This window comes from Longimonas halophila (assembly GCF_002554705.1).
Taxonomy (GTDB): Bacteria; Bacteroidota; Rhodothermia; order Rhodothermales; family Salinibacteraceae; genus Longimonas; species Longimonas halophila.
Map to the genome: position 1 here is coordinate 80,922 of NZ_PDEP01000006.1, position 16,165 is coordinate 97,086.

The window sequence follows — 16,165 nt, forward strand, 5'->3', positions numbered from 1 at the left end:
CCAGCAACAAATCTGAGATTCTATGAGCACGCAACAGCCTGTCACCCTTCTGTGTCTTGCCAGCTACGAAAAGGGCGCGGCTTTCCTCCGCGAAGCGAAAGCGCAGGGCGCCCGCGTTATTTTTGTGACCGTTGAGAAGCTCCGCGATGCCGACTGGCCGTGGGAGGCGATCGACGAGGTCTACTACGTTCCCGATTTTTCGAACGAAGACGACGTCCTTCACAGCATCAGCTATCTGGCGCGGGCGGAGAAGATCGACCGGATCGTGCCGCTTGACGAGTTTGATCTGTATAACGCGGCCATGCTGCGTGAGCACTTGCGCCTGCCGGGTATGGGGCAGACTGCTGTGCGCTACTTTCGCGATAAGCTCGCCATGCGCATGAAAGCGCGCGATGCGGGGATCCGTGTGCCCGACTTCGTGCCCGTCATCAACTACGATGACATACGCGCCTTCATGGATCGCTGCCCGCGTCCGTGGATTCTGAAGCCGCGCAGCGAGGCATCAGCCATTGGCATCAAGAAAATCCACGCCCCCGAGGTACTCTGGCGCACGCTCGACGAGCTGGGCGACCGGCAGTCGCACTTCTTGATGGAGCAGTTCGTGCCGGGCGATGTCTACCACATCGATTCGCTCGTAAGCAATGGGGACGTGGTCTTTGCCGAGGCCCATCGTTACGCCAACGCTCCCTTCGACGTAATGCACGGCGGCGGTATCTTTGCCAGCCGCACCCTCGACCGCAACGGCGACGAGTCGGCCACCTGCCGTGCCCTTAACAAACAGCTTGTGCAAGACTTTGGGATGCACCACGGCGCGGTGCACACCGAGTTTATTCGCGGACGCGACGATGGCGACTTCTACTTTCTCGAAACTGCTGCTCGGGTCGGCGGGGCCCACATCGCAGAAATGGTCGAAGCCTCAACGGGCATCAATCTGTGGGCACAGTGGGCCCGCATCGAGGTGCAGCGCGCCCGCAACGATGCCTACGAACTACCGGAGCAAAAGCAAGACTACGCGGGCATTATCATTTCGCTGGCGCGCCAGGAGCACCCCGATCTTTCAGCATACCAGGAGGCGATCGCATGGAAAATGGAGAAGAAGCATCATGCCGGGCTCATCGTGCGGGCCGATAGCCAGCAGCGCGTCGACGCCCTGCTCCACGAGTACATGACTCGCTTCTACGAGGACTTCCACACGTCCATGCCCGCGCCCGAAACCTCTGACGATGCGTAGGGGCCGCCTCCACAGGCTGCCAACGACATCTGCACGGCAGGCTTCCAAGCGGAGCCTGCTGTAATTTTAGATGGAGGGCTTGCCTCTCTGGAAGCGTTTCCGGATGCTGTACATCCACTTACTTCGGATGCCCACCCGGCGCATCCCACCGCCTGCTTGTCTCATACACCCTTTACTCGCCATGCGCGACGTATACATCGTATCCGCTCACCGCACGCCCATCGGACGCTTCGGCGGCGCGCTCAAGAAGCATTCGCCGGTCGATCTGGCCGCTCACGCCATGAAAGGCACGCTCGAATCGGCTGATGTCGATGGCGGAGCGCTCGACATTTACGTGTTTGGCAATGTGCTACGCGGCGGACACGGCCAGCTCGTGCCGCGCCAGGCGGCCATTCAGGCAGGCATCCCCAAAACCATCGACGGTTATGCGGTCGACATGGTCTGCGCCTCCAGCATGATGAGCCTGATCAACGGGGCTACCATGATCAAGGCGGGCGAGGCCAACCTGGTCCTCACCGGCGGCACCGAGTCGATGTCGGACACCGGCTTCTACCTCTCCTCGAAAGCGCGGTGGGGCTACAAGTACCTGCCGGGCGACCACGAGCAGGTCACCGATCTGATGTTTCGCGACGGACTCAGCGATCCGTTTTCAGGCGAGGCCATGGGCGTGCAGACCGAGCGCCTGGCCGCTGAGCACGGCATATCACGGGCCGAGTTGGATGCCGTAGCGGCTGCCTCGCACCAGCGCGCCGCGCAGGCCCACGAGAGCGGCGCGTTCGAGGGCGAGATTCTGCCCATGGAGTACCGCACCCGCAAAGGCCCCGAGACGCTCAGCCACGACGAAGGCGTGCGCCCCGACACTACCACCGATTCGCTCAGCGGACTGCGTCCGGCGTTCGACGAAGAAGGCGTGCTCACCGCCGGCAACAGCAGCCAGATCAGCGATGGCGCGGCGGCGGTCCTCCTGGCCAGCAAAGAAGCGGTCGAGGCGCACGGTCTTACCCCGCTGGCCAAGGTCACCGAAAGCAGCTGGGCTGCGGGCGAGTCGTGGCGCTTCCCCGAAGCCCCCATTCCCGCTGTCGAAACGGTGCTCGAAAAAAGTGGCACCTCCACCGACGACTACGACCTCTTCGAAAACAACGAGGCGTTCGCGATCAACAACCTGCTGTTCCAGCGGATGTTAGACGTAGACGCCGATCGCCTGAACGTGCATGGCGGTGCCATTGCAATGGGGCATCCCATCGGCGCATCGGGGTCGCGCATTGTGGTCACGCTGCTGCATGCGCTCATCCAGCACGACGGCACGCAGGGCCTGGCGTCGATCTGCCACGGCACCGGCGGCGGCGTGGCCATGGGCATCGAGCGGGTGTAAGAACCTGTTTTGATTTCTTATTTTGGGCTCCGAGCGGCTCCGCTGGGCTGCAAATTGCCCCTAATCTCGGCCCGTAGCCCCGGCTACGAGCCTCGATTGGGGTCCAATTTTCGCCTCAGCGGCCCTCGCTCTCGCCGTCAAACCAAAACCCAAACAGGTTCTAAGCCTCCCGAAATCGGTTGGGGTTTCCAACGCCATGCGCGGACGCTCGGCTGTGAGGGTCCGCGCTTTGTTGTGACGTACGGTGCCGAAGCTGAGGCGGACTTTTTTTAGAGGGATACGCAGCGCATCCCCCTGAACAAAACACATACGCAAGCTTTCGGGTTGGTGTCGTGGCGCATATTCCCCCTTGCAACCAACAGATGTACCATGGATCCATTTCCGGCCTCGTTTTACGCACGGTCGGCGCTGGAGGTGGCGCCGGAGCTGCTCGGCCACTGCGTGGTGCACGACCCGCCCGATGTGCCACGTCGGGTGGGTCGCATTGTGGAGACGGAGGCCTACACCGAAGACGATCCGGCCTTTCACGGGTGGAACGCCCGCGACCCCGAGACCGGCGAACTGCAGCGCACCAGCCGCACCGCCGATCTGTTTGGTCCGCCGGGCCGCTCCTACGTCTACCTGATCTACGGCATGTACTGGCTCCTGAATGTCGTCACCGAGCCCGATGGCATTGGCGGGGGCGTGCTGATTCGGGCCGTGGAGCCGCTTGAAGGCCTTGCCGCCATGCGCCCGAACCGTCCGGCAGCAAAGCGCGACGTGGACCTTACGAACGGGCCCGGCAAGCTCACGCAGGCGTTTGGCATCGACGACGAAACCTATCACAATGTGCCCCTCACCGAACCGCCACTCTATCTGGCCCGTGATTCGGAGGCGCCCACGCTGTCGATTGTGCGCAGTCCGCGCATCGGCATCACCAAAGGGGCCGAGCGCCCGTGGCGGTTTTCGGTAGCGGGGCATCCGTACGTCTCGGTGAAGCCATAGGGAGAATGCGGAGATCCTGCTGTGAAAGCAACGCCTACTGATTGGCTACCATGCCTTCTGCACTGCTATCTTGGCTCGGGTGAGCGTGTGGACTGCACCAATACTACGTGCAAGTCCATACAGTATAACTCGATTTTCTTATCAACGAAATGATCGACTATGCAACGTTTAATTGCAGTACCTCTTATGCTACTTCTGGTCCTGACAGCGTGCACGGAGCAGCACGAAGAGCAGGCCCAGCAACAGGGCGAGCAGGCCAGATCGGCCATTCAGCAGCATGTGGACAATCTGCGAGGTGAGATGGATGCTGCCTTGGACGACGCCAGCCAGGAGCTGGACGCACTGGAACGCCGGATGGAGTCTGCCAATGTAGACTCTGAGATGCAGCAGGCCGTTGCCGACCTCCGTGAGCAGCGTCAGGAGATTGCACAGCAGCTCCAGGAGGTGCAGAACGCGAACGAAGATGAATTGGCGACGGTGCGCGAGCGTCTACAAGAGCAGCGAGCTAACCTCAATCGTCGTCTGGAAGAGTTGAAACTGCGGACCGCCGACTCTCGCGAGGAGTTTGCGCAGGCTGCTGAAGAGCGCCTCAACAAGATGGAGCAGGAAATCAATACGCTGGAGCAGCAAGCCGAAAACGCCAGTGGCCAGATGCAGTCCGACTACAGTGAAGAGGCCAGCGAACTGCGGTACCGATACGATGAGCTTACGCAGGCCCTTAGTCGGGTGCAGGACGCCAGCGAAGACGAGTTCGCTAACATGCGGGATACGTTGGCCGAAAACCTCGCCGAGTTGCGCACAAACATCGAGCAGAAGATGGACGAAATGGAGCGTGAGAGCGGCTCGAATCAGTAAGTGAACTGACGAGCGAACGCTGCCAGGATGCCGCACGGTCTCTACCGTTCTGTTCTCAAAACGAATAACAGCAAACAGGGCCTGTATGGACACGAACTTCGATCCCTACACGAAACGGGTGCTTATCGCCGGAGCAACTGTACTGGGCTTCGTGCTTTTGGCCCTGATTCTACAGCGCGTGGCATCCGTGCTGTTGCTGATTTTTGCAGGTATCCTGCTGGCTGTATTTCTGGATAGCCTGACATCTCTCGTGCAAGCACGCATTGGCCTGGCTCGGGGATGGTGCCTCGGGCTTGTTGTTCTCCTGTTGGGCCTGGCCTTCGCGGCGTCGGGGTGGTTTGCAGGGCCGCCGATCAACGATCAGATCAATCGGCTGGGCGAGCGGATTCCAAGTGCGATCGAACGGATTCAAGCGACGGTGGCGCAGTACGAGTGGGTGCGCAGCTTCTTGCTTGGACCAAGCGGTTCCGGACAAGGCATATCCTTTTCGGGGCAGGCGATGTCATTTGTAGCGGGTGGAATCACCAACACGATAGGCGCGCTCGCCAGTGGGCTGGTCGTGCTCATCATCGGTCTCTACGCTGCTGCAACCCCGAGTGTCTACATTGATGGAGCCATCCGGCTGTTGCCTCCGGCCCGGCGCAGCCGCGGACGTGAGGTCGTTCGCGCCCTGGGAAAAGCGCTGCGCTGGTGGCTGCTGGGACGCATCGCCTCGATGGCCATCGTTGGGGCCTTGACCGCTGTGGGCCTTTGGATTGCCGGTATACCGCTTGCATTTGTGTTGGGGCTTATTGCGGCGCTGCTCTCGTTTGTGCCGTACATTGGCCCGATCGCATCGGTCGTTCCCGCTGCGCTGGTCGCGCTGGCCGACAGTCCCAACAAGGTGCTCTACGTGCTCGTTATTTACTGGGCGGTTCAGCTGCTTGAGAGCTACCTGATCACACCGCTCATCCAGGAGCGCGCGGTGTCGCTCCCGCCAGCGGTGCTCATCAGCGCCCAGGTTATCATAGGCATACTGGCGGGGGCCATTGGCGTGCTCATGGCAACGCCACTCGCGGTCGTCCTCATTGTGCTCATCCAGATGTTGTACGTAGCGGATACGCTGGGCGATTCGGTACCCACGCTGGGTGAGTAGGGCTCGCCGGTGGGGAGCGTTTGTCTGGATACAGAAGGGACTTCGACAATCAAGGCGGTGAAGAAAACGCCTGATGTCGGCTCCGTGCGCGCTGACATGTATCAAACGCATTCGCTGGCGCTTACTCAAACAGGATACATTTCGGTCGCCTGCTCTGCGCCTCCATCCGGGCGGGCAACGGTAGTGGTTCTGTGATTGTGGGGGGCTGTCTCTCACGTTTGCAAGCCGTCCCCATACTCTATCGGGTGTGACAATAAACGGTAATCGACGGGCAAATCAGTAGGTTCCTTTCCCAGAAATGCTGCTCAGACTATAGCCAAACTTTGAGTATATAGGCGCAAGTTCATCTTGAGGAAGCGGCCAGTGGCGCCAAGCCTCGAACTTGTACTCTTTCACCAGATAGGCCACCAGTAAGATAGCCGGCTGTCTGTAAATTAAACTGTCACTGGATTTATCATTAATATATTCAGTAATGTAACTGCTTTCACTTGATTCATAAAAATCAATTACTTCTTGCATATTGAAATTATCCTTTTCAAGAAGAGGGTGAAATTCGCTAAGAAGAAAATCGTTTAGACGTTTATTATACTCTGGATCGCTAAATTTGTCATAGATCTGTGTAAGTTGATCAGTTATATGTTGATATTGTTTGTCCATATCTCGCAGTTTCTCCTCGACTTTGGAGAATAACTCTCCCGTTGTCTCAATAAGAGCCATGCTCTTCGCAACAACTCGTTGAACATCCGGTGTTGCAACTAAACGGGGTTTGTAAACCGTATCGTGCGTGAGTTCGCTATACGCATGCTGTAGAAGAGTTCGAAGTTGAATTTCACAAGGAGTGTTCGTTGGTATTGTCATATTTCCAACTTTTACATCTTCTGTAGGCCTCACAATATAGTGAATCGACTGATACTCAAAGCTTAAAGGGTTCTCATGTCTCTCATCTTTAAAGTCCCTTGACTTCTCAAAATCAAGAATATCATGATCCTCAATCAGTGCAGATGCTTTTTCGAGTTGTGTTTGTAATAAGACCACAAATCGCGCTCCTACTTTATCATTAATTTCCTCGTAGGGATTTTCATATCCTTTTGCCCTGTACAGCGCTTTTGCTACTAACGAGGCGGGCTCTTTCGTTCGGTAGCTCGGCTCTACCTTAAACAAGTCTCCAAAATCTTGACTCTCTATCTCCGATCTCATTTTTGCCGTGAACTCATCAACGATGAATTCGCCATATGCTTCATACATTGGACGTTCATTCGTATAGCGTTTGATTATTTCAGTCTCAGTCACGGCTCTCTATGTTTGGTTTTCAATTTTTGAAAGAACACGTATAGTTGTAGTGTCTGTCTCTTCTTTTATGACTTTGACTTTCTCATTGAAGTTTTCTGCTTTTGCTCGAACTGTCACTCCATTTGTGAACCGAATTCTCCTGTTTTTGAGCTTTGACTGAACTAAAGAGATGTCTTTTTCGAATGCATGATCGGCAATTTCACGTTCATCCATAAACTGCAGATAAGAAGCCCGATCGCTATCTCCAATGTAATTGTCAGCGAAGCCCGCGACCCCGATGAGATTTTGCTTCGACTTCAAGTAAGAGTAAAGATGAGTTTTGAGATCTTTCCTTTCCTCGGAACTGATATCTATAGAGTCGAAGTATTCTTGATGTGCTTCAAAAAATTCTTTGGTCATCTGCTTACCTGAAGAAGCATAGTCACATCCCAAAAATGTACGGTAAAAATACTTTGCGGCCTCACTCCGCTGACGCAAGTTGCTATCATAAACTAAGGCTTCGAAGTCTTCTTTCTCCCTTAGCTTCTTATCGTCTGAACTTCGGCTCATTTCGGCGAATAGTCCTACCTTGTAGAGCTTTTGATCAGGAGTCAGGAAAAGATCGCGTATGAAATCGACCCGGATGTCGCCTTCTGAGGTGGAGAAACTAAAACCATCTTGAGTCTCGGCTTTCACGAGAGCAACAATATTATTTTGGGCTATTCCCGACTTTCCAGTTGCAACTAGAAGTACACTTGCAGGAATATTGCTACGCTGTTGAGCATCATTCAGGTTATCTGCTATATGACGTGACCCATCAAGGAACTCCTCTGTGCTTGCTCTGATGAGGGGGGCAGACTTCTGGAAGGTGCTATCTTCTTCATCCTCTATAATCGATATCTCTACAGAGAAGCTCGGATCTCCTAAAACTTCTGTAACTCGTTGAGTGAGGATGTCTTGGGCATTTGAGCCTAATTCAATCAAGTCGTCACCATATTCAGGGTCAGCGTCCTCCGATGCTGATTTGTTTGGTATGTAATGCACCGCGATCCGACTAAATCGCAGATTAGAGAGATCCATATCCTGTACTTGTGCGAGTCAAAATGGAAGTAAATTGGATTGGCGACACTGGTAGCGACTAGGTTTGATCCCTATGTCAGTGTATGTTCAAGTTACAAAAAAACAGCCCGCATCTTTAATTTTTATTGCTACAAGGTATTATGCGACGAAAAACTCCATCGTTTTGAGCGAAAGCTTAGCCCTTGCCTGCGGCACACATGCGTCCTTTGTGGAACGGAGCCCCCGGAGCGCGGATATCTACATCCGACCGTGGCACGGGCCTGCGCTTTCTCCTGTGCCATCTATACTTTTGTGTCTCCTAACCGGCTGTTCTGTCTATGCCTACCCCCGATCGCTCCGCTTCGGCCATCCGCCAGCAATTCCTCGACTTCTTTGCGGAGAATGACCACACGATTGTGCCCAGCGCTTCGATCGTGCCAGGTGGCGACAGCACGCTGCTCTTTACGAACGCGGGGATGAACCAATTCAAGGATGTGTTTTTGGGCACGGGGACCCGCGATTACAGCCGCGCTGCCGATACGCAGAAGTGCCTGCGGGTGTCGGGCAAGCACAACGACCTGGATGAGGTGGGCCACGACACGTACCACCACACGTTCTTTGAGATGCTCGGCAATTGGAGCTTCGGTGACTACTTCAAGCGCGAGGCCATCCGCTGGGCGTGGGAGCTGCTGGTGGATGAGTGGGGCCTGGAGCCGGAGCGGCTGTACGCCACCGTCCACGAAGGCGACGAGGCACTCGGGCTGGAGGCCGACGAGGAGGCTGCCACGCTCTGGGCCGAGGAGACAACGATTCCGGAGGCGCACATCCTGTATGAGCCCTCGAAAGAAAACTTCTGGATGATGGGTGACACGGGGCCGTGCGGGCCGTGCTCGGAGGTGCATGTGGATATGCGCACCGACGAGGAACGCGCGGCGGTGGACGGCAAGACGCTCGTCAATAAGGACCACCCGAAGGTCATTGAGATCTGGAATCTCGTGTTCATGCAGTACGATGCGCAGCCTGACGGTTCGCTGAAGCTGCTCGACAACCAGCACATCGATACGGGCATGGGCTTTGAGCGCATTGCGGCGGTGCTGCAGGGCAAAGACAGCACGTACGACATCGACCTGTTTGAGCCGCTCCTGCAGGCAGTGGCCGATGCGTCGCCTCGCGAATCCGTGCGCGGGTACAACGACATCGATCTTGACGATGCCGACGAGGTGGAGGCGGTGCGCATTGCGCTGCGCGTAATTGTGGATCACATCCGCGCGATCGCGTTCGCCATCCTCGACGGCGTCACCCCCGGCAACGTAGGACGCGGCTACGTCATCCGTCGCATCTTGCGCCGGGCCGTGCGCTATGGCTACCAGACGCTCGGTCTGCGCGAGCCATTTTTGCATGCGCTCCTGCCCGCGCTCACTGAGGCCATGGGCGATGCCTTCCCCGATCTCGACGAAAAACAGGGCTATCTCGAAAACGTCATCCGCTCTGAAGAGGAGAGCTTCCTGGAGACATTGGGTACCGGACTCGACTTTTTCCAGACCGTGGTGCCGTATGTGCATCAGTCTCAGAAGGATGCCAAGGCCGCCCTCGAATCGCTTCAGGGGGATGCGCAGGCGATGCATCTGCTCACCAATGCGTACGTGGACCACGACGACCGCGCCGCTATTGCCGACGCCTTTGTTTCCACCGCCGAAGCGGGCGCGCTGGCGGGCGAAGTCGCATTCCTGCTGCACGACACCTACGGCTTCCCCATCGACCTGACGCAGCTCATGGCGCGTGAGGAGGGGCTGACCGTGGACATGGACGGCTACGAGCAGCTCATGCAGCGCCAGAAGGAGCGCGCTCGCGCCGCCTCGCAGTTTGGCGGCACAGGCGACACCGATGGCGACTGGCACACGGTGTCCGATGGCCCGCGCTCGGAGTTTGTCGGCTACGACACCACGCATGTTGATGACGCCGCCATTCGTGCCGTGCGCACGGTGGACGATGACGACCGCATTGGCGCGCACATTGAACTGAGCCACACGCCCTTCTACAGCGAGAGCGGCGGTCAGGTGGGCGATACCGGCACGCTCACTGTGGATGGCGACACCGTGCGCGTGCTCGACACGCAGCGCATTGGCGACCGCATTGTGCACATGGTGGAGCGCCTGCCGAAATCGCTCGACGCGCCGGTTGAAGCCACGGTCGACGCCCCGCGCCGTCAGCACATCAAGAAGCACCACACCGCCACGCACCTCTTGCACGCAGTGCTGCGCCGCACGCTGGGCGAGCATGTGCAGCAGAAAGGCTCGCTCGTGGCGCCGGATCGGCTGCGGTTTGACTTCAGTCACTTCGAGGCCGTCACCGACGACGAACTCCGCGCCATGGAGGTGCAGATCAACCAGGCCGTGCAGCGCAACATTGCCAAGCAGGAAGAGCGCAGCGTGCCGATGGACGAGGCCCTCGACCGCGGCGCTACGGCGCTCTTCGACGAAAAGTACGGCGACGAGGTGCGCGTCATCACGTTCGACCCGGACTTCTCGATGGAGCTCTGCGGCGGCACGCATGTCGACGCCACGGGCGAAATCGGGTTTGTGCGGCTGCTTTCGGAGGGCTCGGTGGCCTCGGGCATCCGCCGCATCGAAGCGGTGGCGGGGGATGCGGCCGTGGATTACGTGGAAAGCGAACTGGAGACGCTCGATCGGGCGCGGAAGCAGTTTCAGGGATTGCAGCGTCCGCTCGAATCTGAAATCGCAGCCTTGAAGGCCGAGCGTGACGCCCTGCGCGATCAGGTGCAGGACTTGCAGCGCGCCCAGCTCGCTCAGCACCTGGATCGTATCATCGAGGACGCGACCGAGGTGAACGGCATCACCGTGGCCACGGGCTCCATCGGCGAAGCGGATATGGATCTGCTGCAAGACTTGGGGCAGCAACTGCGTGATCGTCTCGGAGCCGGAGCCGTGGGCGTGCTCGGCAGCACCGATCCCGAAAGCGAGAAAGTCTACGTGGTCGCGTCGGTCGCCGACGACCTCATCGGGGCGCACGACCTGAAGGCGGGCGACCTGGTGGGCGATCTGGGCCGCGAACTCGGCGGGGGCGGCGGGGGACGTCCGACCTTTGCCTCGGCAGGCGGACGCCACGGCGACAAGCTCGCTGCTGCGCTCGATGGGGTGGCCGATTGGGTGCGCGGACGGGTGGGGTGAGTCTGTGCTGCATGGTCTGCGGCGCTGGACGCGCTGTGTTGCGCTTGTGCGTGCCAATCAGCATGTTGGTACCACGCGTTTCGCCCTGCAACCCTGTACGCGTCTGGAATTGAACCACATCCGTCGCGTGCGTGCCGGGGCCGTCTTATCCAATCGCCCCCATTCTACTATGGCTTCTGTTGATGCGCAGCTTGATCGCGCACGCAAGAACGAACTGCTGGACCTCACCCTGCGCAACCCGCTTATCAGCTACCGCACCCTGAAGTCGCGGGGCGTTGAAGTGATCGACGAACGTGCCACACAGGTGCATCGTCTCTTGGTCGACGAGGAACGGCGCCTCTCCTTCAACAGCGTGAGCGATGAGCAGCGCCAGAAGCTGAATGGCGAATCGGAGGGCGAACCAGAGGCCGATCAATACGAACTGGTGTTTGGTCAGCCGAACGAATCCACCGGCCCCGAAGAACCAGCTCCCGATACCGAGGCGAACAGCCCCGCCGAGCGCCACACCGACACGGTGCTGCAAACGCCGTACACCTCGCCGCAGCTCCAGCAGCGCCTGCTCAACACCTATTACCACGCGCAGCAATCGCTGCAGGAAGAAGGCATCAACACGCTGTATCTGGCCCTGGGCATGCTGCGCTGGTACCGCAGTCCAGATACAGACACCGAGCGGAGCGCGCCACTGCTGCTCGTGCCCGTATCGCTCGACCGCACCGACGTGCAGGGCCGCTTCCGCCTCACCTACACCGGCGGCACCGTGGGCGGCAACCTCTCGCTGCGTGCGTTTCTGGAGGGCGAGTTTGGGCTCGACTGGCCGCTGCCTGATACCGACGACGCCCACAGCGTCCCGCTCGATGTGGCTGCCTACACCGAAGCGCTACGCTCGGTCATCGAGGGACGGAGCCGCTGGTCGATTGCCCCGAATGCCATGGCGCTTGGCTTCTTCTCGTTCACGCGCTTCCTGATGTTCGAGGACCTCGACGCCGCCAACTGGCCCGAGGATCAAAAGCCCGGCGACCATCCGGTGCTGCGCAAGGTGCTCGACGAAGGCTTTTCTGTACCCGAAGGGCGCATCCCCGACGACGCCCACCTCGACGACCACCTGGCCCCCGAGGACACCCACCACGTGGTCGATGCCGACAGCTCGCAGACGCGCGCCGTGCTCGATGTCAAGCAAGGGTGCAACCTGGTGCTGCAAGGCCCGCCCGGTACCGGCAAGTCGCAGACCATCACGAACATCATTGCCGAGGCCATTGGGCAGGGGCAGCGCGTGCTCTTCGTCTCGGAAAAGGCAGCGGCGCTCGATGTGGTTAAGCGCAACTTGGATCAGGTGGGGCTGGGCGATGCCTGCCTGGAGTTGCACAGCCACAAAACGCGCAAAAAGTCGGTGCTCAACGAACTGCAGCGCACCCTCAAGCTCGGGCGCCCCACCGTCAACGATGCCGCGCAGCACACCGACGTATTCCTGCAAGCGCGCCAGCGGCTCAACGACTACACCGACGCCGTTAACACGCCCGTAGGACAGAGCAGCGTGCGTCCGTACGTGGCCTACGGCAAGCTTGCGCACCTGCGCGACGCCCTGAGCGAGGCCGAGCCCCCAACGCTCAGGCTGCCTACCGCCCAGTCGTGGACGAAGGATGACTTCGACACGCGCCGGTTTCTGGTGGAGCAGGTGGCGTCGCATCTCGACGGCATGGGTGTGCCGGTTCGCCATCCGTTTTGGGGATGCGAAAAGGAGGGCTACCTGCCCGAAGAGCAGGATGCGGTTGAACAAGCCGCCCGTACGGCCCGCGAAGCGCTCCACGCCCTCGAAACCACCACCCAGGCGCTGGCCGAACAGCTTTGTCTCAACGCACCACCCACGCCTCAGGCCACCGACCGCCTGGAGCACGCTGCCACCTGGGCCGCCAACGCCCCTGACCTGTCGGGTGTCGATGTGAAGGCCGATGTGTGGTGCGCAAACACCGACGCGCTACATGAGCTGGTGGAAGCCGGGCAGCGCTATGCCGAACTCCACGCCACCTACGACGACACACTCATTCCCGAGGCGTGGACGCAAGACGTGTTTGCCATGCGGCAGGCGCTGGCCAAGCACAGCTCCAAGTGGTACCGCTGGTTCATTGGCGACTGGCGACGCGCCAAAAGCGAGCTGGCTGCGCTGTGTCAGGGGCCGCTGCCCGACGATAGCGAGGACCGCGTGGCGCTGCTCGATGCCATTCTCGAAGCCCAGCGCCTCGAATCCACCCTTACCGATTACGATGCCATTGCTGCCGACGTCTTCGGTCCCGCCTGGCGCGGCCCTTCCTCCGATTGGGAGCGCCTGCACGCCATCACCGAAGCACTTACTGCCCTGCACGACGCCATCGCTGCGGACGACCTGCCCGCCGATGTACTCGATGCGCTGCCTCTGCCCGATACCGCCGCGCCCGCCGATCACCTCGACACCCTGCACACGCGCCGCACGCGCTACCACGAGGCTGCTGATGCGTTTGCGACATCCGTTGCACTGAACGCCGATGTGCGGTTTGAACAGGGCCCATTGCACGATCAGCCGTACGACGTGCAGGCCGAACTGCTTGACCGGTGCGAAGCCGCGGTGCCTCGCATCCAACAGATGATTACCTACAACGACCTGGCGAACGACCTGGCCGCGAAGGATCTGGAGCCGGTCGAGCAGGTAGCGCGCACGTGGGACGAGGCGCCGGCGCATCTGGTCGATCTGTTTGACCGGGCCTACTACGCTGCGCTGGTGCGGCGCGCTATCGAGGAGCGGCCTGCGCTCAAGACGTTCAGCGGGGAGCAGCACGAGCAGGTGGCCGAGAAATTCCGGGAGCTGGACCGCGCCTCGCTCCAGCACAACCGGCACGAACTGGCGCTGAAGCACTACGAGCAGATGCCCCCGCCCAGCGGCGCCGGGCAGATGGGCGTGCTAATGCATGAGTTCGGCAAAAAGAGCCGCCACATGCCGATTCGGCTGCTCATGCAGCGTGCCGGAAACGCGATCCAGGCGCTTAAGCCCGTCTTTATGATGAGTCCGATGTCGGTGCCGAAGTACCTGCCGCCCGCGAGCGCATCGTTCGATCTGGTCGTGTTTGACGAAGCCAGTCAGGTGCGTCCGGTGGATGCCTTCGGCGCAATCTTGCGCGGCGACCAGACCGTGGTGGTGGGCGACAGCAAGCAGCTTCCGCCCACCGACTTCTTCGACGCGGCCATCGACACCAGCGGCGACGACTTCGCGCAGCAGGCAGGCGACCAGGAGAGTGTGCTGGACCTGTTTCGGGCGAAGGGCGCGCCCGAGCAGATGCTACGGTTTCACTACCGCAGCCGCCACGAATCGCTGATTGCCGTTTCCAACAAAGCGTTCTACGACAACAATTTAAACGTCTTTCCGAGTCCCAGTGCCGAGCAGGGCGAAATCGGGCTCGTCTACAACCACCTGCCCGATACCGTCTACGACCGGGGCGGGAGCCGCCAGAACAAGAAGGAAGCCCAGGCCGTGGCCGAGCGCGTGATGGAGCACGCCCGTACACGTCCCGATATGTCGCTGGGCGTAGCCACGTTTAGCTCAGCGCAGCAAGACGCCATCCGCGACCGGTTGGAGCACCTGCGCCGCGACGATCCATCGTGCGAGTCGTTCTTCACCGGGCATCCCACCGAACCGTTCTTCGTCAAGAACCTGGAGAGCGTGCAGGGTGACCAGCGCGACGTGATGTACATTAGCGTGGGGTACGGGCGGGATGCGAACGGCAAGGTGACCATGAACTTTGGCCCGCTCAACCGTGAAGGCGGCGAGCGGCGCCTCAACGTGCTCACCACACGCGCCAAGTATCGCTGCGAGGTGTTCACGAACCTCAAGGCCGACGACATCGATCTGCATCGCACCAATGCGCGCGGCGTGCAGGTGCTGAAGGAATATCTGAAGTTTGCAGAGACCGGCGAACTCGACGTGCCCACAGTCACTGGAGGCGGCCCCGACTCGCCGTTTGAGAGCGCGGTTGCGCAGCGGCTTCGTAGTGCGGGCTACCGCGTGGAGCATCAGATTGGGGTGGCCGGGTTTTTCATCGATCTGGCGGTGGTCGACCCCGAGCGCGAGGGCCGCTACGTGCTCGGCATTGAGTGCGACGGCGCCACGTACCACAGCGCCAAGATGGCTCGTGTGCGCGACCGCACGCGTCAGGCGGTGTTGGAGAACCTGGGCTGGCGCATTCACCGCATCTGGAGCACCGACTGGTTCCGCAATCCCGATGACGAGATGAAAGCCACCATTGCAGCCATTGAGCGTGCACAGGTGGAGGCGAAGGCCGAGCGCGACCGCAAGGCCCCGGCGCAGGACGCGCCGGCGGCTCCTGCAACGGAGACCAACCCCAAAGACGACGCCACTGCGCAGGACGATGGTCCCGCTGCGCCGCAGCACGACGAACCGGTTATTGCCCGCGAATCGGCCTCTACGCTCGAAGCGGCAGACCCGGTGGAGGCGGTGCCGTACGAAACGGCTACGCTCTCGCTGCCCGACACCAGCGACCTGGCTTCCATCGACCGCAGCACCCGGGCAACGTGGGTGTCGACCGTAGTCGAGCGCGAAGGTCCGGTCCATCCACACACTGTAATGCGCCGCATCGTCGACGCGTCGGGGGCCAGTCGCATGGGCACGCGCATCAAAGACGCACTGCGTGAGGCCATCGTCCATGCCGAAGACATCAGGCGCATCACGCGCACCGATGACGTGCTGATGCCGCCTGGCCAGGAGGACGTGCCGGTGCGTGACCGAAGTGCTCTCGACCGCCGCGACCGTGATATTGCGTATGTGCCCATGCCCGAGATCCAGGAGGCGGCCCGCCGCATTGTGCGTGCCTCCTTTGGCGTTGACCGCGAGGAGCTGGTGCAGCAGGTGGGGCGTACGCTCGGCTTCGGGCGCGTGGGCTCAAAGATCCGCAAGCATGTAGATGACGCCATCGCATCCATGCTGGAGAATGAAACGCTTGTCCGAGAAAACGATCACCTTGTGGTGCCGGAGTAAGGTTGCGCAGCAGATGAAGGGCTGCCGTTCACCATAATTTGAGCCAGGCGGGCGG

9 protein-coding genes are annotated in these 16,165 nt (G+C 59.9%); 7 read left to right on the plus strand and 2 right to left on the minus strand.

Annotated elements, in window-relative coordinates; translation table 11 throughout:
- Nucleotides 1-22 precede the first annotated feature (22 nt).
- From CRI93_RS07640 to CRI93_RS07660, 5 genes are all read left to right on the plus strand, one after another.
- Nucleotides 23-1,231: an ATP-grasp domain-containing protein gene (locus CRI93_RS07640; RefSeq protein ID WP_098062032.1), complete on the plus strand. Its 1,209-nt coding sequence runs from the start codon at nucleotides 23-25 to the stop codon at nucleotides 1,229-1,231.
- A 181-nt stretch (nucleotides 1,232-1,412) separates the two neighbouring features.
- The gene (locus CRI93_RS07645; protein WP_098062033.1) at nucleotides 1,413-2,603 is read left to right on the plus strand and encodes a thiolase family protein; all 1,191 of its coding nucleotides are present in this window, start codon (nucleotides 1,413-1,415) and stop codon (nucleotides 2,601-2,603) included.
- 369 nt (nucleotides 2,604-2,972) lie between these two features.
- The gene (locus tag CRI93_RS07650; protein ID WP_098062034.1) at nucleotides 2,973-3,587 is read left to right on the plus strand and encodes a DNA-3-methyladenine glycosylase; all 615 of its coding nucleotides are present in this window, start codon (nucleotides 2,973-2,975) and stop codon (nucleotides 3,585-3,587) included.
- Nucleotides 3,588-3,773: 186 nt separating this feature from the next.
- The gene (locus tag CRI93_RS07655; protein WP_098062035.1) at nucleotides 3,774-4,442 is read left to right on the plus strand and encodes a sll1863 family stress response protein; all 669 of its coding nucleotides are present in this window, start codon (nucleotides 3,774-3,776) and stop codon (nucleotides 4,440-4,442) included.
- An 85-nt stretch (nucleotides 4,443-4,527) separates the two neighbouring features.
- The gene (locus CRI93_RS07660; RefSeq protein ID WP_098062036.1) at nucleotides 4,528-5,577 is read left to right on the plus strand and encodes an AI-2E family transporter; all 1,050 of its coding nucleotides are present in this window, start codon (nucleotides 4,528-4,530) and stop codon (nucleotides 5,575-5,577) included.
- Between the two features lie 276 nt (nucleotides 5,578-5,853).
- Here CRI93_RS07660 and CRI93_RS07665 read toward each other — a convergent pair whose 3' ends face one another.
- Together CRI93_RS07665 and CRI93_RS07670 are read right to left on the minus strand one after the other, a co-directional pair.
- The gene (locus CRI93_RS07665; protein ID WP_141491618.1) at nucleotides 5,854-6,867 is read right to left on the minus strand and encodes a GTP pyrophosphokinase; all 1,014 of its coding nucleotides are present in this window, start codon (nucleotides 6,865-6,867) and stop codon (nucleotides 5,854-5,856) included.
- Between the two features lie 6 nt (nucleotides 6,868-6,873).
- Entirely contained in the window at nucleotides 6,874-7,926 is a 1,053-nt protein-coding gene (locus tag CRI93_RS07670) for a nucleoid-associated protein (protein ID WP_098062038.1), read from the minus strand.
- Nucleotides 7,927-8,243: 317 nt separating this feature from the next.
- Between CRI93_RS07670 and alaS the strand changes: the two genes are divergently transcribed.
- Nucleotides 8,244-11,093, plus strand: coding sequence for an alanine--tRNA ligase (gene alaS / locus CRI93_RS07675; RefSeq protein WP_098062039.1), 2,850 nt, complete (start codon nucleotides 8,244-8,246; stop codon nucleotides 11,091-11,093).
- 169 nt (nucleotides 11,094-11,262) lie between these two features.
- On the plus strand, nucleotides 11,263-16,110 hold the full coding sequence (locus CRI93_RS07680; protein ID WP_176521771.1) for a DUF3320 domain-containing protein: 4,848 nt from the start codon (nucleotides 11,263-11,265) through the stop codon (nucleotides 16,108-16,110).
- Nucleotides 16,111-16,165: the final 55 nt, after the last annotated feature.